Source organism: Streptomyces fumanus, from assembly GCF_014655295.1.
Lineage (GTDB): Bacteria > Actinomycetota > Actinomycetes > Streptomycetales > Streptomycetaceae > Streptomyces > Streptomyces fumanus.
The window spans coordinates 192,213-213,115 of the sequence record NZ_BNBI01000009.1; the positions used below are offsets into that span (position 1 = coordinate 192,213).

A 20,903-nucleotide genomic window follows, 5' to 3' on the forward strand; every position below is an offset into this window, starting at 1 on the left:
TTCGGGACGGCGTCCCGGGGTCAGCCCACCTTCTCCGCCAGTGCCTTGAACCGCGCCCAGGACAGCTCGGGTGCGTCCGGGTCCCACAGCTTCTGGACGGTCGCCGCCAGCGGCAGCCTGATGCCGTCCGCGACCTGAGCCTGGGTCTGGGCGCCGGGGATGTCGCCCCAGACGGCGAAGGAGCCGCCGAGGATCTGGTCGTCGTACCGGGCGTCGACCGCCTCGGTGCCCCGGATCACGCGCGGGGTCCAGTGCTCGTAGATGCGCTGCCCGGTCGGGTAGACGAAGGTCTGCGGCTGCCCGAGGACGTAGTAGAGGAACTCGTCGTTGTAGTTGATCACCTGGCGGCCCTCCGCGAGGTACTCCGACGGCTGCCGGGCGCCGATCTCCTTGCCGGTCCAGTACGCCACCCGCAGGTCGTCGTCGGCCTTGACGGAGGTGCCGCGGAAGAAGCCGTCGTTCCAGGCGCGGGGGGTGCGGTGGTTCGCGCGGACGGTGGCGGCGCGGTCGTTGAGCCAGCCGGTGGTGAGGTCCTCGACGGTGGCGCCGGAGCCGTACTTCTCGCGGGCGGCGGCGGCCAACTGCGGATAGGACGCGGCCGGGTCGGAGACGGTCAGCGCCTGGTACTCGTCGCCGCCGAGGTGCCACTGGCCGCCGGGGAAGACCTCGGCGTACTCGTCGATCAGGTCGTCCACGATCTCGGCCGCGCCCGGCTTCGATATGTCGATCGCGCCCTTGGTGGCCGTCCCCCGCGCGTTGCGCAGTTGCAGGTCGGGGTGGGCGTCGAGGACGGCGCCGAGGTGCCCCGGCGAGTCGATCTCGGGGACGATGGTGATGTGCCGCGCGGCGGCGAGGCCGACGATCCTCTTGACCTGGGCCTTGGTCAGGTGGTCGGCCGAGACGATCTCCGGGTGCGAGGAGGACTCGATGCGGAAGCCCTGGTCGTCGGAGAAGTGCAGCCCCAGCTCGTTGTACTTCAGGTCGCCCAGCTCGCGTATCCGGTCCTCGATCCAGTCCGCCGAGTAGTGCTTGCGGGCGATGTCCAGCATCAGCCCCCGCCGCGGCTTGGCCGGCGCGTCCTTCACGACCCCCTCGGGCGCCGCCCCGCCGCCGCGCACCGCCTGCTTCAGCGTCCGGGTGCCGTAGAAGACGCCCGCCTCGGAGGGCCCGCGGACGGTGACCCGTCCGTCCCGCACGGTCATGGTGTACGACTCGGCGCCCGTCTTCAGGCCCTTGTCGACCTCCAGGCGCACGTCCCCGGCCCGCCGGTCGTCCTTCTCCCCGGCGTACGTCAGCCCCAGCTCGCCGGCGAGCAGGCGGCCCTCGTCGGCGAGGCCGGTGCCGTCCACGACGACCCGGTGGGCGCGCTCGGGCCGCCAGCCGGGGCCGCGGGCGGGGGTGTGCTCGCGTACCGAGGGGATGGTCCGGGGCGCGCTGGACAGGGCGTACGAGCGGCTCGGGGACGGGCTGGTCGCGGCGGGCGCCGCGGACACGCCGTCGGCGGCGGACCGCGCCGGGCCCCCGGAGCCGTCGTCCCCGGCGGCCCACACGCCCAGGCCGGCGCCGAGCGCCACGACCGCCGTACCGGCGATCACGGCCCGCTGTCCCGTCCTCCGCGCCGGACTCCGGCGCCCGTGCCGGCTCATGACGCCGACCTCGGGCCGCCGCTCCGGACCGGCGTCCACCACGCGTTCCGAAACTCTCCCGTTCGGGTGAAATTCAGGCATCGCACGGACATGACACACTCCCACTCGCTAACGTGACGCCACAGCTCTCACACAATCCACTGCCGACACACACGTGACGCCCACGAGGACCCACGCTGCCTGCGCACCGTCTGCCGGATCTCCCCGGCCGAGTCGCCCCACCCGTGCCGACGCAAACACGCGCCACCCCGGCCGCCCGGTCCGCACTGGACCGCTTCAACGCCGCGCCGCCCGGCGAGGCCGTCCGCACCCTGCTGCACTGTCTGCACAGCCCCCGCTGGGCCCGCCGCGTCGCCGCCCACCGCCCCTACCCCGACCTCCCCGCCCTGCTGGCGGCGGCGGACGAGGCGGCCTACGACCTGACCGGCGAGGACCTGGCCGAGGCGCTGGCGGCGGAGACCCTGCCCGGCCTGCCCGAGGACATCTACGCGGTGGCGGGCACGGCCCTGCGCGCGGCCCACGCGGCCTACGCGACCAAATTCGGACACGTGTTCGTCATCTGCCTCGACGGCGTACCGCGCTCCGAAACCCTGGACCACGCCCTCACGGCCATCCGGTCACGATTGGCGAACGATCCGGAGCGGGAGCGAGAGGTCACGGCCGAGGAACTCCGGCGCCTGGCCAGAGAGCGGCTGAGCCACGCCGTAGGGGCGCGGGGAACTGCGCGACCAGCCACACCACACCCGAACCCGGCAAACAAGACAAGCCCCCCACCCCCCTGACCACCGGCGGTACTCCGTTGCGTGCAACTTTGATCACACTGGTAGGCCCCCTGTAAGCGCCGCCGCGGCGGCTGGCTACGATGCTGGGGGCCGGTGGACCATACCCGGCCGGGCCCGACCGACAGAGAAGCCGGCGCGGCCCCAATCCCCGCTCCCGGAGGAAACTTCCGTGCCGGCTGGAACGCTGTACCGCGGCCGGGAAGGAATGTGGTCCTGGGTGGCTCACCGAGTCACCGGCGTCCTCATTTTCTTCTTCCTGTTCGTTCACGTGCTGGACACCGCTCTCGTGCGTGTCTCCCCCGAGGCTTACGACAAGGTCGTGGCCACGTACAAGACGCCGATCGTCGCGCTGCTGGAGTACGGCCTCGTCGCCGCCATCCTCTTCCACGCGCTCAATGGTCTGCGCGTCATCGCAGTCGACTTCTGGGTCAAGGGCTCCCGCTACCAGAAGCAGATGCTCTGGACCGTCGTCGCCCTCTGGGTCGTGCTGATGCTCGGGGCGCTCTACCCCGTCGTCGGCCACGCCGCTCGTGAACTGTTCGGGAGCTGACGCGCACTCATGTCGAAGAACACAGTCACGCCTGAATCCGCCGCCTCCGGAATCGGCCCCGTCGAGGGTGCCTCCGTCTACACGGTCGACAACCCGGCGCCGCTGATCGAGCCCCCGCGCAAGCGCACCAAGAAGTCCCCGAAGTCCACCCGCGGCAACTTCGAGATGGCCGCCTGGCTCTTCATGCGCCTGTCCGGCGTGGTGCTGGTCGTCCTCGTCCTGGGCCACCTGCTGATCCAGTTGGTGCTCGACGGCGGTGTCTCGAAGATCGGCTTCGCCTTCGTGGCCGGCCGCTGGGCCTCGCCGTTCTGGCAGGTCTGGGACCTGCTGATGCTGTGGCTGGCGATGCTGCACGGCGCCAACGGCCTGCGCACGGTCATCAACGACTACGCGGAGCGCCCGAACACCCGCCTGTGGCTCAAGGGCCTGCTCTACACCGCCACGGTGTTCACCATCCTGCTGGGCACGCTGGTGATCTTCACCTTCGACCCGAACATCCGCTAGGCACGGGGCTGCGAGAATCATGAAGGTACACAAGTACGACACCGTCATCGTCGGCGCCGGTGGCGCCGGTATGCGGGCCGCCATCGAGGCGACCAAGCGCAGCCGCACGGCCGTCCTGACGAAGCTCTACCCGACCCGCTCCCACACCGGCGCGGCGCAGGGCGGCATGGCCGCCGCGCTGGCCAACGTGGAGGAGGACAACTGGGAGTGGCACACCTTCGACACGGTCAAGGGCGGTGACTACCTGGTCGACCAGGACGCCGCCGAGATCCTGGCGAAGGAGGCCATCGACTCCGTCCTCGACCTGGAGAAGATGGGCCTGCCGTTCAACCGGACCCCGAACGGCACCATCGACCAGCGCCGCTTCGGCGGCCACTCCCGCAACCACGGCGAGGCCCCGGTCCGCCGGTCCTGCTACGCCGCGGACCGCACCGGCCACATGATCCTCCAGACGCTGTACCAGAACTGCGTCAAGGAGGGTGTGGAGTTCTTCAACGAGTTCTACGTCCTGGACCAGCTCATCACCGAGGTCGACGGCGTCAAGCGCTCGGCCGGCGTGGTGGCGTACGAGCTGGCCACCGGCGAGATCCACGTCTTCCAGGCGAAGTCCGTGATCTACGCCTCCGGCGGCACCGGCAAGTTCTTCAAGGTGACCTCCAACGCGCACACGCTGACCGGCGACGGCCAGGCGGCCGTCTACCGGCGCGGCATCCCGCTGGAGGACATGGAGTTCTTCCAGTTCCACCCGACCGGCATCTGGCGCATGGGCATCCTGCTCACCGAGGGCGCCCGCGGTGAGGGCGGCATCCTGCGCAACAAGGACGGCGAGCGCTTCATGGAGAAGTACGCGCCGGTCATGAAGGACCTCGCCTCCCGCGACGTCGTCTCGCGCTCCATCTACACGGAGATCCGCGAGGGCCGCGGCTGCGGTCCCGAGGGCGACCACGTCTACCTCGACCTGACCCACCTGCCGCCGGAGCAGCTCGACGCCAAGCTCCCGGACATCACCGAGTTCGCCCGTACGTACCTCGGCATCGAGCCGTACACGGACCCGATCCCGATCCAGCCCACCGCGCACTACGCGATGGGCGGCATCCCGACCAACGTCCAGGGCGAGGTCCTCTCCGACAACACCACCGTCGTCCCGGGCCTGTACGCGGCCGGCGAGGTGGCCTGCGTCTCCGTGCACGGCGCCAACCGGCTCGGCACCAACTCGCTGCTGGACATCAACGTCTTCGGCAAGCGGGCCGGCATCGCCGCCGCCGAGTACGCGCAGCGGGCGGACTACGTCGACCTGCCGGAGGCACCGGAGTCCTTCGTCGTCGAGCAGATCGAGCGGCTGCGCACCTCCACCGGCAACGAGCGGGTCTCGGAGCTGCGCCGCGAGCTGCAGGAGACGATGGACGCCAACGTCATGGTGTTCCGCACCGAGCAGACGATCAAGACCGCGGTCGAGAAGATCGGCGAGCTGCGGGCGCGGTACAAGAACGTCGCGATCCAGGACAAGGGCAAGCGGTACAACACCGACCTGCTTGAGGCCGTGGAGCTGGGCAACCTGCTCGACCTGGCCGAGGTCATGGCGGTCTCCGCGCTGGCCCGCAAGGAGTCCCGCGGCGGTCACTACCGCGAGGACTACCCCAACCGCGACGACGTCAACTTCATGCGCCACACCATGGCGTACCGCGAGGTGGGCGACGACGGCACCGAGTCCATCCGTCTCGACTACAAGCCGGTCGTCCAGACCCGCTACCAGCCGATGGAGCGTAAGTACTGATGGCTACCCCTGTTCTGGACAAGGCGGACGCGGCGGGCACCCCCGAGCCCGGGTTCGCCGACTCCCCCTACATCACCGTCACCTTCCGCGTCCGCCGGTTCAACCCGGAGGTCTCGGCCGAGGCGACCTGGCAGGACTTCCAGCTCGAGATCGACCCGAAGGAACGCGTCCTCGACGGCCTCCACAAGATCAAGTGGGACCTGGACGGCACGCTGACCTTCCGCCGCTCCTGCGCGCACGGCATCTGCGGCTCGGACGCGATGCGGATCAACGGCAAGAACCGCCTGGCGTGCAAGACGCTGATCAAGGACATCAACCCCGAGAAGCCGATCACGGTCGAGCCGATCAAGGGCCTGACGGTCCTGAAGGACCTGGTCGTCGACATGGAGCCGTTCTTCCAGGCGTACCGGGACGTGATGCCCTTCCTGATCACGAAGGACACCAACGAGCCGACCCGCGAGCGCCTTCAGTCGGCCGAGGACCGCGAGCGGTTCGACGACACCACGAAGTGCATCCTGTGCGCCGCCTGCACCACCTCGTGCCCGGTCTTCTGGAACGACGGCCAGTACTTCGGTCCGGCGGCCATCGTCAACGCGCACCGCTTCATCTTCGACTCGCGTGACGAGGCCGGCGAGCAGCGGCTGGAGATCCTCAATGACCGCGACGGCGTCTGGCGCTGCCGCACCACCTTCAACTGCACCGACGCCTGCCCCCGGGGCATCGAGGTCACGAAGGCCATCGCCGAGGTCAAGCGCGCCCTGATCACGCGCCGCTACTGACGCCCGGCACCCTGCCCGAAAGGCCCCGCTTCCGCCGGAAGCGGGGCCTTCGGCATGGGGCGTCCCGGAAATCACCGGTTCCGGGCGATCATCGGCTTACGCTGACGCCATGTCAGATGACCAGTCGTACGAGCTTCTCGGGTTCGACAACGTGCTGCTGCCGGTCGGGGACCTCGGTGAGGCGGTGGAGTTCTACGAGCGGGCCGGGTTCGCCGTGGGGTTCCGGTTCGACGAGGGCGGGATCGCGCTGCTGAAGGTCGGCGGTGAGACGCCCGGCCTGCTGCTGCGGCACGAGGAGGGGCTCGGGCACCGGCCGCCGCCCTGGCCCTCGCCCCGGGTGTGGCTGGAGGTGCCGGACGCCCGCACCGCCGCCAAGGCGCTCGCCGACGCCGGGATCGAGCCGTTCGAGGGGCCCGTGAAGTCGGTGACCGGCTGGACCGTGGAGTTCGCCGACCCGTGGGGCAACGTCACCGGCCTCACCGACTACACCAAGCGTCCCCAGCTCGGGCGCCGCCCCTGACCCCGCCCGCGGTGGCTAGGCTCCTCCCGTGCCAGCCATGAACGACGGTCCCGGTGAGGGAAGCCCGCCCAGCAAGTCCGAGCAGACCCGCGCCCTGATCCTGGAGACGGCGATGCGGCTGTTCCGGGAGCGGGGGTACGACAAGACCACCATGCGGGCCATCGCCCAGGAGGCTGGGGTCTCCGTCGGCAACGCCTACTACTACTTCGCCGGCAAGGAACACCTGATCCAGGGGTTCTACGACCGGATCGCCGCCGAGCACCAGGAGGCGGTCCGGGACGTGCTCGCCCGGGAGACCGACCTGGAGGCCCGGCTGGCGGGGGTGCTGAAGGTGTGGCTGGACATCGCCACCCCGTACCACGAGTTCGCGGTGCAGTTCTTCAAGAACGCCGCCGACCCGGACAGCCCGCTCAGCCCGTTCTCCCCGGAGTCGGAGCACGCGCGCGTGGAGGCCATCAGCGTCCACCGCGCGGTACTGGCCGGGGCCCGCACCAAGGTGCCCGCCGAGCTGGCCGACATCCTGCCCGAGCTGATGTGGCTCGCGCACATGGGACTCGTCCTGTACTGGATCTTCGACCGCACGGCGGGCCGCGAGCGCAGTTACCGGCTCGCCGAGCGCGGTGCCCGGCTCACCGCGCGGGGGGTGGCGCTGGCCCGCTTCCGGGTGCTGCGGCCGCTGGTGCGCGAGGTGCACGAGCTGTTCACGGACTTCCTGCCGGGGATGACGCGGTTCGCGCCGGACCCGGCCCGGGGCACGGCTCCCTGAACCACGGCCTCCCGCCCGCGCCGGGCGGGCGGGAGACGCCGCGGGGCGGTCAGTTGACGACGTCCACTCCCTCGTCGGCGAGCTGGAGGTCGTACGTCAGCGGGCCGTCGGCCACCACGACGTGCGCGGCGCGGGAGCCGTGCCCGGCGGCGGTCGCGGCCAGCAGATAGGTGCCCGGTCCGGGGACCGACAGGACGTAGGAGCCGTCGGCGAGGGCGGTGACGCGGTCGAGCTGCCGGCCGCCCTTGGCGAGCAGGGTGACGGCCGCGCCCACGACCGGATCGCCGTCGGCGGTGCGCACGAAGCCGTGCACGACGGAGGCGGGGCCCTCCTCGGCGGCCGGTGCCGCCGGTGCCGGCTCCGCCGGTTCCACCGCCAGGTGCGGCAGCCGCTTCTCCAGGCCCGCCGGCAGCCACCAGTTGGACCGGCCCAGCAGGTGCATCGCCGCCGGCACCAGCGCCGTCCGCAGGATGAACGCGTCCAGCGCGACCGCCGCGGCCAGGCCGATGCCCGCCATCGCGCCCTCGGTGTCGCCGCTGAGCACGAACGCGGAGAACACACTGATCATGATGAGGGCAGCGCAGTTGATGACCCGGCTGGTCTCCGCCAGGCCGACGCGCACCGCGCGGGCGTTGTCCTTGGTGTGCACCCACTCCTCGTGCATCCGGCTCACCAGGAAGACCTGGTAGTCCATGGACAGGCCGAACAGCAGCGACAGCATGATGACCGGCAGGAAGGAGGTGATCGGCCCTTCCTTGCCGAAGCCGAGGGCCTCCGCGCCCCAGCCCCACTGGAAGATCGCCACCAGTACGCCGAAGGACGCGGCGGCGGCCACCAGGTTCATCACGGCGGCCGTCAGCGGCACCACCAGCGAGCGGAACGCGACGAGCAGCAGCAGGAAGCCCAGCGCGATGATGGTCGCCACGAAGTACGGCAGCCGGTCCCCGGTGATGGTCGCGAAGTCCTTGAACACGGCGGTCACCCCGCCGACGTGCGCCTCGGCGCCCGCCGCCGGGATCACCTCGTCGCGCAGCCGGTCGATCAGCCGGTCGGTCTCCGCGGACTGCGGTGAGGTGGTCGGCACCACCTGGATGACGGAGACGCCGTTCGCGGGCGGCAGCGCGGCCACCTGGGCGACGCCGTCGACGCCCTCGATCTGCCGGGCCAGCCCGGCCGCGTCACCGCCGTCGACGACCACCTGGAGCGGGCCGTTGAAGCCGGGGCCGAAGCCCTCGGCGAGCAGGTCGTACGCCTGCCGGGTCGTGGTGGACGCCGGCTGGTTGCCCTGGTCGCTGGCGCCCAGCCGCAGCGAGAAGACCGGGATGGCCAGCACCGCCATCACCACCACGGCCACCGCCGCGGTCCCGCGCGGACGCCGCTGCACATACGCCGACCAGCGCGCCGCCAGCCCGGTCGTCGTCTCCTTCGGCTCCGGTCCGGCCGCGGCCAGCCTGCGCCGCTGCCGGCGGCTGAGCACCCGCATGCCGAGCAGCCCGAGCAGGGCGGGCAGCAGGGTGGTGGCCGCGAGCACGCTGAGCACCACGGTCAGGGAGGTCGCGACGACCACGCCGTCCAGGAAGCGCATGTTCATCACCAGCATCCCGGCGAGCGCGATGCAGACCGTGCCGCCCGCGAACAGCACCGCCCGCCCCGAGGTGTTCAGGGCGGTGACGGCCGCCTCCTCGGGGCTCGCGCCGCGCTGGATGCCGCGCCGGTGCCGGGTGACGATGAACAGGGCGTAGTCGATGCCGACGCCGAGGCCGATGAGCGAGCCGAGCAGCGGCGCCACCTCGGGGACGTCGGTGACGTGGCTGAGCAGGGTGGTGGACATCATGCCGGTGCCGACGCCCGCGACGGCGGTGACGATCGGCAGGAGCATCGCGAACACCGACCCGAAGGCCAGGAACAGGATGACGGCCGCCGCCGCGATGCCGACGAGTTCGGCGGTGCCCGTCGGCGGCTCCTGGGTGCGGGCGATGGCCTGGCCGCCCAGCTCCACGGTGAGTCCGTCGCGTTCGGCGTCCTTGGCCCGCTCCACCAGGTCCTCGATGACCGCCTTGTCGACGGCGTTGGCCTGCTCGGTGAAGGTGACCTGGGCGTAGGCGATCCGCCCGTCCCGGCTCACCTGGGCCGCGCCGTCCGGGGCGTACGGGTCGCTGACCCGGCCGACCCCCTCCAGCTCGCCGATGTCCCGCAGTGCGGGCACCATCCGGGACCGTACGGAGGCGTCCCGCACGGACCCCTCGTCGACCTTCCACACCACCGTGTCGGTGTCGCCGGAACTGCGCGGGAACGCCTTCTCCATCAGGTCCCCGGCCCGTGCGGAGTCCGTGTCCGGCAGGGAGAAGACGTCCGAGTAGGCGGTGCCCGCCGACGTCCCTCCCGCCCCCAGTCCGAACAGCGCCCCCAACCACAGCAACAGGACCACCAGCCGATGCCGGTAACACCATCGTGCCAATGCCGCCACGCCATACTCCTCGTCCGCAGGAATCATCGGTCGGTCCCCCAGGTCCTGCGCATCAGAATCGGCGCCGCCACGCGCGCGTGGACACCGTCTCCGCCCGACTCTCAAGGAACTCCAAAGCGGCATCGCTCCCCGCCGCCGGTGCCCGTGCGGATACTGGGGGCATGACGACGGTTCCCGGCACGGTGCTGGTCGTGGAGGACGAACCGAGCATCGCGGACGTCCTCACCATCGCCCTGCGTTTCCACGGCTTCGAGGTGATGTGCGCGGCCACCGTCCGCGACGCCCTCGCGCTCGCCGAGAGCACCCGGCCGGACGCGGCGCTGCTCGACGTGATGCTCCCCGACGGCGACGGCCGCGCACTCGGGCGGGAACTGCGCGCCCGGCGGCCCGAGGTGGCGCTGGTCTTCCTCACCGCGCGGGACGCGCCCGCCGAGATAGTCGGCGCCCTCGGCTTCGGCGACGACTACATCACCAAGCCGTTCAACATCGACGAGGTGGTCGCCCGCGTCCAGGCGGTGCTGCGCCGGGTCCGCCCCGCCGACGTGCTGCCGCAGCGGCCCCCGCTGCGCTACGGCGACCTGGAGCTGGACGAGACGACGTACACCGTGCGCCGCGCGGGCCGCTCGGTCGAGCTGACCCCCACCGAGTACGCCCTGCTGCGCTTCCTGATGCGCAACGGCGGCCGGATCGTGCCCAAGGAGCAACTGCTGCGGCACGTCTGGCAGTACGAGCACGCGCCGCCCGAGTCGACCGTCGTCGAGACCTACGTCAGCTATCTGCGCCGCAAACTGGACGCCCTGGGGCCGCCGGTGATCACCACCCGGCGGGGCGTCGGATACGGTCTGGCGTGAGGGCCCCGTGGGGCGGGCGCTCCCGCCGCGTGCCGTCCCTGCGGGCCAAGCTGACGCTGGCCAACGTGGCGCTGCTGGCGCTCGGCATCGTGGTGGCGACCGCCGTCAGCCTGATCGGGATGCGGCACTACCTCATCGACCAGATCGACGCCGAGCTCAACCGCGGCCGGCAGACGCTCGGCGGCAAGCCGCTCACCCTGGAGGAGATCAACAGCCTCGGCGCGATGGCGCTGGTCCTGGACCAGTTCCTGGGCGAGAGCGACCGGCCCACGCCCCCGGACCAGATCTTCACCGCCATCGACCGGCGGGGCCGGGTGATCGCCGTGGCCGGCCTGGACGTGACCGAGGGCCAGCGCGCCCTGGCCGCCGCGGTGGACGACCCGCGGGCCCTGGCCGCCGACCCCGAGCCGCGGGACCTCACCGTGCGCGGCCACCCGTACCGGGCCACCGGCATCCCGCTGGCCGACGGCACCTATCTGCTCACCGCCACCTCCACCGGCGCCCTGCACACGGGCGTCGCCAAGGCCCTCAAGCTCGACCTGGCCGCCGGGACCGTGCTGCTGGGGCTGCTGGCCTGGCTGACCATGATGAGCGTCCGGCGCCGGCTGCGGCCGCTGGAGGACATGGTGGAGACCTCCTCCGCGATCGCCGAGGGCGACCTGACCCGGCGGGTGCCCTCCAGCAAGGAGGCCACCGCCGAGGTGGAGCAACTGCGGCTGGCGCTGAACTCGATGCTGCACCAGGTGGAGTCGGCGTACCGCACCCGGGAGCGCAGCGCCGCCCAGTTGCGCCGCTTCGTCGCCGACGCCTCGCACGAGCTGCGCACCCCGCTCTCCGCGATCCGCGGCTACCTCCAGCTCTACGACAAGGGCATGCTGAACGAACCGGGCGAGCGGAAGCGGGCCTGGGGGCGGGTGCTCGCCGAGAGCGACCGCATGGGCCGGCTGGTCGACGAACTGCTCACCCTGGCCCGCCTCGACCAGCGCCCCGAACTGCGCCTGCGGCCCGTGGACATCGCCCGTCTGGTCCGGGACGCCGCCGACGACCTGCGCGTCCAGCAGCCCGGCCGGCCCGTCACGGTGCACGCCGACGGCTCCCTGCTGGTGCGCGCCGACGAGTCCGGGCTGCGGCAGATCGTCGGCAACCTCCTGGCCAACGTACGGGTCCACACGCCCGCGGACGTGCCGGTGCGGCTCGCCGTTGAGCGGTCCGGCGGGGTGGTCCGGCTGCAGGTCGAGGACAAGGGGCCGGGGCTCGCGGCGGAGGACGCGGCCCGGGTCTTCGACCGGTTCTTCCGGGCCGGCGGCGGCGCGGGCAGCGGCCTGGGGCTGGCCATCGTGCAGAGCGCGGCCCGGTCCCTCGGCGGCGAGGTCACGGTGCGCACCGCGCCGGGCGAGGGGCTGGCGGTGACGGTGACGCTGCCGGCCCGCACCGGGCCGCCGGACCCGGTCACGCCCGGCGCGACGCCAGCTCCACCACCGTGACGTCGGACTCGGCGCCCACACGGGTCGGCGGACCCCAGGCGCCGGCGCCCCGGCTGACGTACAACTGGGTGTCGCCGTAGCGCTCCAGGCCGGCGACGGTCGGGTTGGCGGCGGCGGCGAGCAGGCTCCCGGGCCAGAGCTGGCCGCCGTGGGTGTGGCCGGAGAGCTGGAGGTCGACGCCGTGGTCGACGGCGTCGTGGATCTGCACCGGCTGGTGGGCGAGGAGCACACAGGCGCGGGCCGGGTCGCGGTCGCCGAGGGCGCGCTCGTAGTCGGGGCCCTGGCCCTCGTCCTCCCCGGCGATGTCGTTGACGCCGGCGAGGTCGAAGTGGGGCAGTTCGGTGCGGGCGTTCTCCAGGGGGCGCAGGCCGAGGCGGCGGACCTCCTCGACCCACTGTTCGGCGCCGGAGAAGTACTCGTGGTTGCCGGTGACGAAGTACGCGCCGTGCCGGGCGCGGAGCCCGGCCAGCGGGGCGGCGGCCGGGCCGAGGTCCTTGACGCTGCCGTCCACGAGGTCGCCGACGACCGCGATGAGGTCGGGCTGGGTGGCGTTGATCGTGTCGACCACCCGCTGGGCGAAGCCGCGGCCCAGCACCGGGCCGAGGTGGATGTCGCTGACCACGGCGATCCGGAAGCCGTGCGCCGCACGCGGCAGCTTGGCCAGCGGCACGGTGATCCGCTTCACCGTCGGCCCGTTCAGCACGCCGTACGTGCCACGGGCGACCGTACCCACGGCCACCGCGGCGGCGGCACCACCGACGACCCGGGAGACGAAGAGGCGTCGGGAGGGGGCGGGGGGTGCGGAGGGTGCGGAGGGTACGGAGGGTTCGGTAGGCGCGGGGGCGGGGTCCGCTGATCGCGCGGGGTCTACCGATCGCGCCGGGTCCGCCGGTCGCGCCGGGTCCGCCGGTGCCTCCGGCCGGGTGCCGCCGCCCCCCGACGGCTCCGGTATCCGCTCTGGCTCCGGCGCGGGCGCCTCCGCGGGCGCCGGCGTGCGGGCCCGCGCCCGGTGCTCCAGGAAGCGGCGCAGCAGCGGCCGTACCGCCTCGCCGGCCAGGACGGCCAGCAGCAGGTAGACCGACAGGGCCAGCCACAGGAAGCCCGGCCAGGCCAGGATCTGCTGGAGCCGGAAGGGCGCGCCCGAGCGCTCGGCGACCAGCGCGCCGATCGCGAGGGCCCAGCCCCCGGCGATCAGCACCGCGCCCGCGCGGCGCACACCGCCCGCGCGCCGGGTCGTGTCGCGGAACAGGCGCCGCCACACGTACCAGTTCGCCCCCACCAGCACGCCCGCCACGCCCAGCGCGAGCAGCGCGAAGACGACCACCATGCCGTCGTACCCCCTCAGTTGTGCCGTCGGTGACGGCTATGACGTGCGGCGCAGTGCGCGCAGACCGCGCAACCCGATGACCCCGATGACCGTCCCCAATACGAAGGAGACGACGGCGAGCAGCAGGTGGACCCAGAAGTACGCCGTGGGGTCGCCGTCCTCGAACGCGAGCCCGCTGCTGTCCTTGACCAGGTTTTTGACGAAAGTGATCCAGATGACCCAGCTCCACACCCCGAAGGCGAGCAGGAACCAGGACAGGGGGCGGCTGAGCTTCATGCCCTCAGTATCGCCGCCGCGTGTCCGGATCCGTGTCCGGGGTGGGGAGGCGGGCGCGACGCCGCCCGCGGCGGGAGGTACGTTCTCGGTCGTGCCCGCACCCATGCCGACCGCCAGGCGCGCCCTGCTGGTCACCGCCGCCGTCCTGACCGCCGTCCCGTCCCTGGTGCTCACCGCGCCCGCCGCGCAGGCGGCCCCGAAGCCGACCGCCACGCCCCCGTCGGACATGTCGACCGTAGGCGGCGCCCGGCTCGGCACGCCGGGGACCCAGGTCGACCTGGGCAGCGGCGCCCCGGTGCTGCCCAAGGGTCTGACCGCCCGGTCCTGGATCGTGGCCGACGCCGAGTCCGGCGACGTGCTCGCCGCGCACAACGCCCACTGGCGGCTGGCCCCGGCGAGCACCATGAAGATGCTCTTCGCGGACACCGTGCTGCCGAAGTTCCCCAAGAGCACCGAGCACAAGGTCCTGCCGTCCGACCTGGCCGGCATCGGCGCCGGGTCCAGCATGGTCGGCATCAAGGAGAACGAGACGTACACCGTGCACGACCTGTGGCTCGGTGTCTTCCTGCGCTCCGGCAACGACGCGGTGCACGTGCTGTCCGCGATGAACGGCGGCGTCAAGAACACCGTCCGGGAGATGAACGAGCACGCCGAGGAGTTGCAGGCCCTCGACACGCACGTGGTCAGCCCGGACGGCTACGACGCCCCGGGGCAGGTCTCCTCCGCCTACGACCTGACGCTGATCGCCCGCAGCGGACTGCAGAAGAAGGACTTCCGGGAGTACTGCTCGACGGTCTCCGCGAAGTTCCCGGGCGCGACCACGAAGAACAAGAAGGGCAAGAAGGTCCGGGAAAAGTTCGAGATCCAGAACACCAACCGGCTGCTCTCCGGCGACTCGGACGTCGACGTCTACCAGGGCATCGCCGGGGTGAAGAACGGCAACACCACCAACGCGGGCGCCACCTTCACCGGTGTCGCCGAGCGCAACGGCAAGGTGCTGCTGGTCACGGTCATGAACCCGGCGAAGCAGGAGCACAACGAGGTCTACAAGGAGACCGCCCGCCTCTTCGACTGGGGCTTCAAGGCGGCCGGCAAGGCCCGGCCGGTGGGCGAGCTGGTGCCGCCCAGGAGCGCGGCCCAGGCGAGCCCCCGGCCGGGGGCGAGCGCCTCCGGGGAGACCGGCCAGGCGGGCGGCGGCGCCGCGGACACCGGGGGCACCGCGGGCACCCGGCCGGTGTCCGGCGCGGCGGACGGCGGCTCCCGCGGCGCGGGGACCGCGCTGGGCATCGCGGCCGGGGCACTGGTGCTGCTCGCGGGCGCGGCGTTCCTGGTCAACCGCCGCTGGCCGCTGCCGGATCTGGTACGCCGCCGGAGCCGCCCCTGAGTTCGGTCTCCTTGCTGCCGGTCGCCGTCCAGGCGGCGCAGTACAGGACCAGCTTCGAGGTGAAGTTGATCCACAGCAGCAGGGCGACGGGCACGCCGAACGCGCCGTACATGCTCTTCGCGGCGATGCCCTGCATATAGCCGCTGAGCAGCAGCTTGAGCAGTTCGAAGCCGATCGCGCCGAGCAGCGCGGCCACCATCAGGCGGTGGCGCGTGGGCTCGGCGCCGGGCAGCAGCCCGAGGACGTAGAGCAGGACGAGGAAGTCGGCGAGGACGGCGACGGCGAAGGCGGCGATGTAGAGCAGGACGCCGCCGACGCCGCCGTCGTCCATGCCGAGCCGCCGGATGATCCAGCCGACCAGCGCCGAGGCGACGGTGGAGATGGCGAGGGTCACCAGGAGGGCGCCGCCGAGGCCGACCAGGATGCCGGCGTCCTTCACCCGGTGCAGGAGCGGATTGTCGTCCTCGTCGGGCAGCTCCCACACCGCGCGCAGACAGCCCCGGGTCGCGTCGACCCAGCCGATCCCGGTGAACAGCAGCAGGGCGCCCGCGATCACCCCGACGGTGCCGGCGTTCTGCACCAGGCCGTCGATGTTCAACTGGTCGGCGATGCCCGGGATCTGCTCGGCGATCTTCTCCTGGACCTGCTTCTGCTGGTCCTCGCTGAGCGTGGCGGCGGTGATCGCGGCGGCCAGGCTGAGCAGCGGGAACAGCGCGACGAAGCTCGTGAAGGTCATGGCGGCGGCGAGCCGCGTCCACTTCACCCTGTCCAGGCGTTCGAACGACCGCCACGCGTGCGTGACCATCAGCCGGGCGAGCCACGGCCCCACCACGGGAAGCCTTTTCAGCCAGTCCATGATCCGACCCTGCCCCCTGTCCGCTCGGTCCATGACCGGTCGTTCCGTCCGCCCCGGTCGCCCCCGGTGGTGCGGAAGACCAATGTCCGTGTGCCCCAGAAACGCAGGAGCGTGGCCAGCGCCATGCCGACCCCGGCCCCGGAGACGGTGTCCGCGCGCTGCGAGGTGAACCCCAGGCCGTAGTGGCCGACGGCCAGGCAGAGCAGTTGTACGGCGGCACCGGCCGCGTTGACCGCGAAGAACATGGCGTACGGGCGCAGGCCCCGGGGGCGGGTGTGCCGGTAGGTGCCCAGGGCGTTCCCGGCGTACGCGACCGTGCAGCCCGCGACGAAGGAGAGCGCCTTGGCGGTGAGCGGGCCGAGCCCGGCCGGTCCGCGCAGGAGGGTGAAGAGGCCGAGGTCGGCCGCGTAGGCGAGCAGTCCGGCGGCGGCGAAGCCGAGGAGTTCCCGGCGGTGTCCGGCGCCTGCCTGGCGGCCGGTCACCAATTGGCCACCGCCAGGGCGTACATCGCCGCCCACACCAGGCCGATCAGGGCGAGCGCGCGGTCGCGCAGGACGACGTCCTCGGGTTCGCCGGCCGTGCCCCGGTCGGCGAAGACGGCGTACCGCAGGACCGCCATGATGAACGCCACCATGGAGAGCTGCCGCCAGGGCAGCAGGCCGGTGTGCGGGACGCCGCCCTCCTCCAGCGCCCACAGGCAGTAGCCGAGGACGGCGACCCCGGCGGCGAGCTGCCAGACGAAGCGGAGGTAGCCGGTGGTGTACTCGGTGAGCAACGCGCGCGTGGCGCCCGCCTTCCCGGCCATCTGCACGGCCTCGGAGTAGCGCTTGGCGGAGACCATGAACAGCGCGCCGAAGCCGGTGGTGATCAGGAACCAGCGGGACGGCGGGATGCCCAGCGCCAGCCCGCCGATCATGGCCCGCATCAGGAAGCCGGTGGTGACCACGGCGAGGTCGACGACCAGGACGTGCTTGAGGACGACGCAGTACGCCAGTTGCATCACGAGGTAGGCGGTCAGCAGGGCGGCGACCGCGGGCGGGCAGAGCCAGGCGGCGGCCACGGGCGCGAGGACGCCGAGGACGCCGCCGGCGGCGTACGCGAGCGGGACCGGGACGTGTCCGGCGGCGACCGGGCGGTGCCGTTTGACGGGGTGGGCGCGGTCGGCGGCGGCGTCGCGGGCGTCGTTGACCAGGTAGACGGCGGCGGCGCAGGCGGTGAACAGGACGAACACCAGCGGGAGCCGGACCAGGGCGGCGCGGGAGAACAGTTCGCCGGCGGCGGCCGGGGCGGCGACCACCAGGACGTTCTTGATCCACTGCCGGGGGCGCGCGGTCTGGAGCAGTGCGCCCGGCAGGCCGCCCCTCGGCGGTGGCGCGGACCCCCGCCGCTCGGGCGTGCGCTGCCGCAGGACGGCCGTCTCAGCCACGGACGCCTCCCCGCATCCAGGCGGCGCCCAGATGGGCCGTGAGGGCGCCCAGGGCGGCCCCGGCCGCCACGTCCGAGGGGTAGTGGACGCCGGCCACCAGCCGGGACAGGCAGACCGCGCCGGCCAGCGGCCAGGCGGCGCGGGCCCCGAGCGCGCCGAACGCGACGGCGGCAGCGGCGGCGGAGGTGGCGTGCGAACTGGGGAAGGAGTGCCGGCCGGCGGTGCGCACCAGGGGCTGGACGTGCGCCGGGCGGGGCCGGCGCACGACCCGTTTCACCCCCATGCTGGCGAGGTGGGCGCCCGCGGTGAGGGCGGTGCCGCGCAGCCAGGCGCCGCGCCGCGGGCCGTCGACGGCGGCCCCGGTGAGGCCCGCCGCGAGCCACAGCGCCCCGTGTTCCCCGGCCCAGGACAGGGCGCGGGCGGCACCGGCCACCCGCGGGTCGCCGCCGCACGCCCTGAACGCCGAGACGATCCGGTGGTCCATGTTCATGGGGACTCACTGTTCACGCCCGGAGCACCGGAAGTCGGGCAAAACTCCGGCATTATTGAGCGACATCCCATTAATCACCCATTCCGGGGATGGCACGGATGTTTCAGAACGGATCAACTGCATAGGGACGATACGGTCACCGCCATGTCTGCCGACACCGTTCCCGTCACCGGATGGGGCCGCACCGCCCCCACCACCGCCCGCCTGGTCCGCCCGCGGAGCTACGCGGAGGCGGTCGCCGCCGTCCGGGACTGCGGGGCCCGCGGCGGCATCCCCCGGGGCCTGGGCCGGGCGTACGGCGACGCCGCGCAGAACGCGGGCGGGTCCGTGCTCGACATGACGGCCCTGGACCGCGTCCACGCCATCGACGTCGAGGGCGGCACCGTGCTCTGCGACGCGGGCATCTCCCTGCACACCCTGATGCGCCTGCTGCTGCCGCTCGGCTGGTTCGTGCCGGTCACGCCCGGCACCCGCTACGTCACCGTCGGCGGGGCGATCGGCGCCGACATCCACGGCAAGAACCACCACGTGTCGGGCTCGTTCTCGCGGCACGTGGTCTCCCTGGAGCTGCTGACGGCCGACGGCGAGGTCCGCGTCGTCCCGCGCGGCACCGAGCTGTTCGACGCCACCACCGGCGGCATGGGCCTGACCGGGGTCATCCTCACCGCGACCGTGCGGCTCCAGCCGGTGGAGACCTCGCTGATGCTGGTCGACACCGAGCGCGCCGGCGACCTCGACGACCTGATGGCCCGCCTGGCCGCCACCGACCACCGCTACCGCTACTCGGTCGCCTGGATCGACCTGCTGGCCCGCGGCGCGGCGACCGGCCGCGCGGTGCTCACCCGGGGCGACCACGCCCCCCTGGACGCCCTGCCGCGCCGCGCCCGGCGCGACCCCCTCGCCTTCCGTGCCTCCCGCCTCCCGGCCGCCCCCTCCTATGTACCGGAGGGCCTGCTCAGCCGGACCACCGTGGGCCTGTTCAACGAGCTCTGGTACCGCAAGGCGCCACGCGCGCGTGCCGGGCGGCTCCAGTCGATCCCGGCCTTCTTCCACCCCCTCGACGGCGTCCCGCACTGGAACCGGATCTACGGCCGGTCCGGCTTCGTCCAGTACCAGTTCGTCGTCGGCCACGGCCAGGAGGACGCCCTGCGCCGCATCGTGCGCCGCATCGCCGAACGCCGCTGCCCGTCCTTCCTGGCCGTCCTCAAGCGGTTCGGGGAGGCCGACCCGGGCTGGCTGTCCTTCCCCGTGCCCGGCTGGACGCTGGCCCTGGACATCCCGGCCGGCCTGCCCGGCCTCGGGCCCTTCCTGGACGGGCTCGACGAGGAGGTCGCGGCGGCCGGCGGCCGGGTCTACCTCGCCAAGGACTCCCGGCTGCGGCCCGAACTGCTGGCCGCGATGTACCCGCGCCTGGACGACTTCCGCGCCCTGCGCGCGGAGCTGGACCCGCGCGGAGTGTTCACCTCCGACCTGTCCCGCCGGCTCGAGCTCTAGGAGACCGCCATGAAGGACGCCTTCGGCCTGCCCCAGTCCCTGCTCGTCCTCGGCGGTACGTCCGAGATCGCGCTGGCCACCGCCCGCCGCCTGATCGCCCGCCGCACCCGCACCGTCTGGCTGGCCGGCCGCCCCTCCCCCGCCCTCGACGCGGCGGCCGGGGAACTGCGCGGGCTCGGCGCCGAGGTCCGCACCGTCGCCTTCGACGCCCTCGACCCCGACTCCCACGAGGCGGCCCTCGGCAAGGTCTTCGCGGAGGGCGACATCGACCTGGTGCTGCTCGCCTTCGGCATCCTGGGCGACCAGGCGCACGACGAACGGGAGCCGGCCGGCGCCGTCCGGGTCGCCCAGACCAACTACACCGGCGCGGTCAGCGCCGGCCTGGTCAGCGCCCGCGCCCTCCAGGCCCAGGGCCACGGCTCGCTGGTCGTGCTCTCCTCCGTCGCCGGGGAGCGGGCCCGCCGCGCCAACTTCATCTACGGCTCCAGCAAGGCCGGCCTGGACGCCTTCGCGCAGGGGCTGGGCGACGCGCTGCATGGCACCGGCGTGCACGTCATGGTCGTACGCCCCGGGTTCGTCCGCTCCCGGATGACCGCCGGGCTGGACGAGGCCCCCCTGGCGACCACCCCGGAGGCGGTGGCCGCCGCCGTGGAGCTGGGGCTGCGGCGCCGCTCGGAGACGGTGTGGGTGCCCGGCGCCCTCCGCGTGGTGATGTCCGCGCTGCGGCACCTCCCGCGCGGGGTGTTCCGGCGGCTGCCCGTCTAGGGGTGTGTCCGGGGGGCCGGGGGCCGGCCGCCCAGGGCCCTTCTTCGCAGGAGCGCGGAGGCTAGGAGCGCGTCGGGAGGGAGTCCCGGTCGGCGGGGCCGGCCTGGGGCGGGACGACCGCGTTGCCGAAGGGGAACTCGCGCAGCTTGCGCCAGACCCCGTCGGCGCCCTGCTCGTAGAGCGCGAAGCCGGTGCAGGGCCACTCGGCCTCGTAGTCGGCCAGCTCCTCGAAGGCACGGTCCATGGCCGCCTCCTCGATGCCGTGCGCCACCGTCACGTGCGGGTGGTAGGGGAACTGGAGTTCCCGCGCGACCGGCCCGGAGGCGTCCCGGACCTGCTTCTGCAGCCAGGTGCACGCGTCGGCGCCCTCCACCACGCGGACGAAGACCACCGGCGACAGCGGCCGGAAGGTGCCCGTGCCGGACAGCTTCATCGGGAAGGCCCGCCCGGCGGCCGCCACCTCCGCCAGGTGCGCCTCGATCGCGGGCAGCGCCGCGGCCTCGACCTCCGTCGGCGGCAGCAGGGTGACGTGGGTGGGGATACCGTGAGCCGCGGCGTCGCCGAAGCCCGCGCGCAGCTCCTGGAGCTGGCTGCCGTGAGGCTCCGGGACCGCGATCGACACGCCGATCGTTACGGTCCCCACGTCGTCTCCTGTCCTTGTGCCGGCGTAAGGCGGCCGCCGGCGCGGCCACCTGTCAATCGACTGTACGGCCACGACCGTGCCCGGGGCAGGCGCAACCGGAGTGATGTGCGGCGCTCCGG

21 protein-coding genes are annotated in these 20,903 nt (G+C 72.9%); 12 read left to right on the plus strand and 9 right to left on the minus strand.

Annotated features, from left to right (window positions below; genetic code table 11):
- Positions 1-20: 20 nt before the first annotated feature.
- Complete coding sequence (locus tag IE316_RS20970; RefSeq protein WP_190206174.1) at positions 21-1,646, minus strand: beta-N-acetylhexosaminidase; 1,626 nt, start codon at positions 1,644-1,646, stop codon at positions 21-23.
- Positions 1,647-1,870: 224 nt separating this feature from the next.
- On the opposite strand from IE316_RS20970, the gene IE316_RS20975 reads away from it, so the two are divergent.
- The 7 genes from IE316_RS20975 (at position 1,871) to IE316_RS21005 (ending at position 7,321) form a co-directional block, all read left to right on the plus strand.
- The gene (locus IE316_RS20975) at positions 1,871-2,428 is read left to right on the plus strand and encodes a 2-oxo-4-hydroxy-4-carboxy-5-ureidoimidazoline decarboxylase (RefSeq protein WP_229910498.1); all 558 of its coding nucleotides are present in this window, start codon (positions 1,871-1,873) and stop codon (positions 2,426-2,428) included.
- A 169-nt stretch (positions 2,429-2,597) separates the two neighbouring features.
- On the plus strand, positions 2,598-2,978 hold the full coding sequence (gene sdhC / locus IE316_RS20980) for a succinate dehydrogenase, cytochrome b556 subunit (protein WP_190205972.1): 381 nt from the start codon (positions 2,598-2,600) through the stop codon (positions 2,976-2,978).
- A gap of 9 nt (positions 2,979-2,987) precedes the next feature.
- Positions 2,988-3,482, plus strand: a complete 495-nt coding sequence (locus IE316_RS20985; protein ID WP_190205973.1) for a succinate dehydrogenase hydrophobic membrane anchor subunit — start codon at positions 2,988-2,990, stop codon at positions 3,480-3,482.
- Positions 3,483-3,501: 19 nt separating this feature from the next.
- Positions 3,502-5,256, plus strand: a complete 1,755-nt coding sequence (gene sdhA, locus IE316_RS20990; protein ID WP_190205974.1) for a succinate dehydrogenase flavoprotein subunit — start codon at positions 3,502-3,504, stop codon at positions 5,254-5,256.
- A complete protein-coding gene (locus IE316_RS20995; RefSeq protein ID WP_190205975.1) occupies positions 5,256-6,035 on the plus strand; it encodes a succinate dehydrogenase iron-sulfur subunit in 780 nt (259 codons plus the stop codon). The genes sdhA and IE316_RS20995 overlap by 1 nt, the downstream gene beginning before the upstream one ends.
- A 109-nt stretch (positions 6,036-6,144) precedes the next feature.
- On the plus strand, positions 6,145-6,555 hold the full coding sequence (locus IE316_RS21000) for a VOC family protein (RefSeq protein ID WP_190205976.1): 411 nt from the start codon (positions 6,145-6,147) through the stop codon (positions 6,553-6,555).
- Between the two features lie 28 nt (positions 6,556-6,583).
- Positions 6,584-7,321, plus strand: coding sequence for a TetR/AcrR family transcriptional regulator (locus IE316_RS21005; protein ID WP_190205977.1), 738 nt, complete (start codon positions 6,584-6,586; stop codon positions 7,319-7,321).
- Between the two features lie 49 nt (positions 7,322-7,370).
- On the opposite strand, the gene IE316_RS21010 is transcribed toward IE316_RS21005, so the two are convergent.
- Positions 7,371-9,779, minus strand: coding sequence for an MMPL family transporter (locus IE316_RS21010; RefSeq protein WP_229910513.1), 2,409 nt, complete (start codon positions 9,777-9,779; stop codon positions 7,371-7,373).
- A 170-nt stretch (positions 9,780-9,949) separates the two neighbouring features.
- On the opposite strand from IE316_RS21010, the gene IE316_RS21015 reads away from it, so the two are divergent.
- Complete coding sequence (locus tag IE316_RS21015) at positions 9,950-10,639, plus strand: response regulator transcription factor (RefSeq protein ID WP_190205979.1); 690 nt, start codon at positions 9,950-9,952, stop codon at positions 10,637-10,639.
- Positions 10,636-12,123, plus strand: coding sequence for a sensor histidine kinase (locus IE316_RS21020; protein ID WP_229910499.1), 1,488 nt, complete (start codon positions 10,636-10,638; stop codon positions 12,121-12,123). The genes IE316_RS21015 and IE316_RS21020 overlap by 4 nt, the downstream gene beginning before the upstream one ends.
- Here the strand turns inward: IE316_RS21020 and IE316_RS21025 are convergent.
- Complete coding sequence (locus IE316_RS21025; RefSeq protein WP_190205980.1) at positions 12,089-13,450, minus strand: metallophosphoesterase; 1,362 nt, start codon at positions 13,448-13,450, stop codon at positions 12,089-12,091. The two genes, IE316_RS21020 and IE316_RS21025, sit on opposite strands and share 35 nt — an antisense overlap.
- A 36-nt stretch (positions 13,451-13,486) precedes the next feature.
- Positions 13,487-13,831, minus strand: coding sequence for an SCO4848 family membrane protein (locus IE316_RS21030; RefSeq protein WP_506005152.1), 345 nt, complete (start codon positions 13,829-13,831; stop codon positions 13,487-13,489).
- On the opposite strand from IE316_RS21030, the gene IE316_RS21035 reads away from it, so the two are divergent.
- The gene (locus tag IE316_RS21035; RefSeq protein ID WP_351055284.1) at positions 13,818-15,110 is read left to right on the plus strand and encodes a D-alanyl-D-alanine carboxypeptidase family protein; all 1,293 of its coding nucleotides are present in this window, start codon (positions 13,818-13,820) and stop codon (positions 15,108-15,110) included. The two genes, IE316_RS21030 and IE316_RS21035, sit on opposite strands and share 14 nt — an antisense overlap.
- Here IE316_RS21035 and IE316_RS21040 read toward each other — a convergent pair.
- From IE316_RS21040 to IE316_RS21055, 4 genes are read right to left on the minus strand one after another with little or no spacing between them, the layout of a single operon-like run.
- A complete protein-coding gene (locus tag IE316_RS21040; protein ID WP_229910500.1) occupies positions 15,058-15,966 on the minus strand; it encodes a YihY/virulence factor BrkB family protein in 909 nt (302 codons plus the stop codon). The genes IE316_RS21035 and IE316_RS21040 overlap by 53 nt on opposite strands.
- Positions 15,954-16,448: a GtrA family protein gene (locus tag IE316_RS21045; protein WP_229910501.1), complete on the minus strand. Its 495-nt coding sequence runs from the start codon at positions 16,446-16,448 to the stop codon at positions 15,954-15,956. The genes IE316_RS21040 and IE316_RS21045 overlap by 13 nt, the downstream gene beginning before the upstream one ends.
- On the minus strand, positions 16,445-17,392 hold the full coding sequence (locus tag IE316_RS21050) for a decaprenyl-phosphate phosphoribosyltransferase (protein ID WP_190205985.1): 948 nt from the start codon (positions 17,390-17,392) through the stop codon (positions 16,445-16,447). The genes IE316_RS21045 and IE316_RS21050 overlap by 4 nt, the downstream gene beginning before the upstream one ends.
- A complete protein-coding gene (locus tag IE316_RS21055) occupies positions 17,385-17,882 on the minus strand; it encodes a phosphatase PAP2 family protein (RefSeq protein WP_373311249.1) in 498 nt (165 codons plus the stop codon). Before IE316_RS21055 ends, IE316_RS21050 begins: the two co-directional genes overlap by 8 nt.
- 144 nt (positions 17,883-18,026) lie before the next feature.
- Here IE316_RS21055 and dprE1 point away from each other — a divergent pair, with 144 nt between their 5' ends.
- Together dprE1 and dprE2 are read left to right on the plus strand one after the other, a co-directional pair.
- Positions 18,027-19,376: a decaprenylphosphoryl-beta-D-ribose oxidase gene (gene dprE1, locus IE316_RS21060; protein ID WP_190205986.1), complete on the plus strand. Its 1,350-nt coding sequence runs from the start codon at positions 18,027-18,029 to the stop codon at positions 19,374-19,376.
- 9 nt (positions 19,377-19,385) lie between these two features.
- Complete coding sequence (gene dprE2 / locus IE316_RS21065; RefSeq protein WP_190205987.1) at positions 19,386-20,141, plus strand: decaprenylphospho-beta-D-erythro-pentofuranosid-2-ulose 2-reductase; 756 nt, start codon at positions 19,386-19,388, stop codon at positions 20,139-20,141.
- Between the two features lie 61 nt (positions 20,142-20,202).
- Here the strand turns inward: dprE2 and IE316_RS21070 are convergent, their stop codons facing one another.
- On the minus strand, positions 20,203-20,784 hold the full coding sequence (locus IE316_RS21070; RefSeq protein WP_190205988.1) for a 2'-5' RNA ligase family protein: 582 nt from the start codon (positions 20,782-20,784) through the stop codon (positions 20,203-20,205).
- Between the last annotated feature and the right edge of the window lie 119 nt (positions 20,785-20,903).

Excerpts from the sequence above, each read along its gene's own strand:
- IE316_RS20970 (WP_190206174.1), bottom strand. The coding sequence starts at position 1,646 with ATGAGCCGGCACGGGCGCCGGAGTCCGGCGCGGAGGACGGGACAGCGG.
- IE316_RS20985 (WP_190205973.1), top strand. The coding sequence starts at position 2,988 with ATGTCGAAGAACACAGTCACGCCTGAATCCGCCGCCTCCGGAATCGGC.
- sdhA (WP_190205974.1), top strand. The coding sequence starts at position 3,502 with ATGAAGGTACACAAGTACGACACCGTCATCGTCGGCGCCGGTGGCGCC.
- IE316_RS20995 (WP_190205975.1), top strand. The coding sequence starts at position 5,256 with ATGGCTACCCCTGTTCTGGACAAGGCGGACGCGGCGGGCACCCCCGAG.
- IE316_RS21000 (WP_190205976.1), top strand. The coding sequence starts at position 6,145 with ATGTCAGATGACCAGTCGTACGAGCTTCTCGGGTTCGACAACGTGCTG.
- IE316_RS21015 (WP_190205979.1), top strand. The coding sequence starts at position 9,950 with ATGACGACGGTTCCCGGCACGGTGCTGGTCGTGGAGGACGAACCGAGC.
- IE316_RS21025 (WP_190205980.1), bottom strand. The coding sequence starts at position 13,450 with ATGGTGGTCGTCTTCGCGCTGCTCGCGCTGGGCGTGGCGGGCGTGCTG.
- IE316_RS21030 (WP_506005152.1), bottom strand. The coding sequence starts at position 13,831 with ATGGGTGCGGGCACGACCGAGAACGTACCTCCCGCCGCGGGCGGCGTC.
- IE316_RS21040 (WP_229910500.1), bottom strand. The coding sequence starts at position 15,966 with ATGGACTGGCTGAAAAGGCTTCCCGTGGTGGGGCCGTGGCTCGCCCGG.
- IE316_RS21055 (WP_373311249.1), bottom strand. The coding sequence starts at position 17,882 with ATGAACATGGACCACCGGATCGTCTCGGCGTTCAGGGCGTGCGGCGGC.
- dprE1 (WP_190205986.1), top strand. The coding sequence starts at position 18,027 with ATGTCTGCCGACACCGTTCCCGTCACCGGATGGGGCCGCACCGCCCCC.
- dprE2 (WP_190205987.1), top strand. The coding sequence starts at position 19,386 with ATGAAGGACGCCTTCGGCCTGCCCCAGTCCCTGCTCGTCCTCGGCGGT.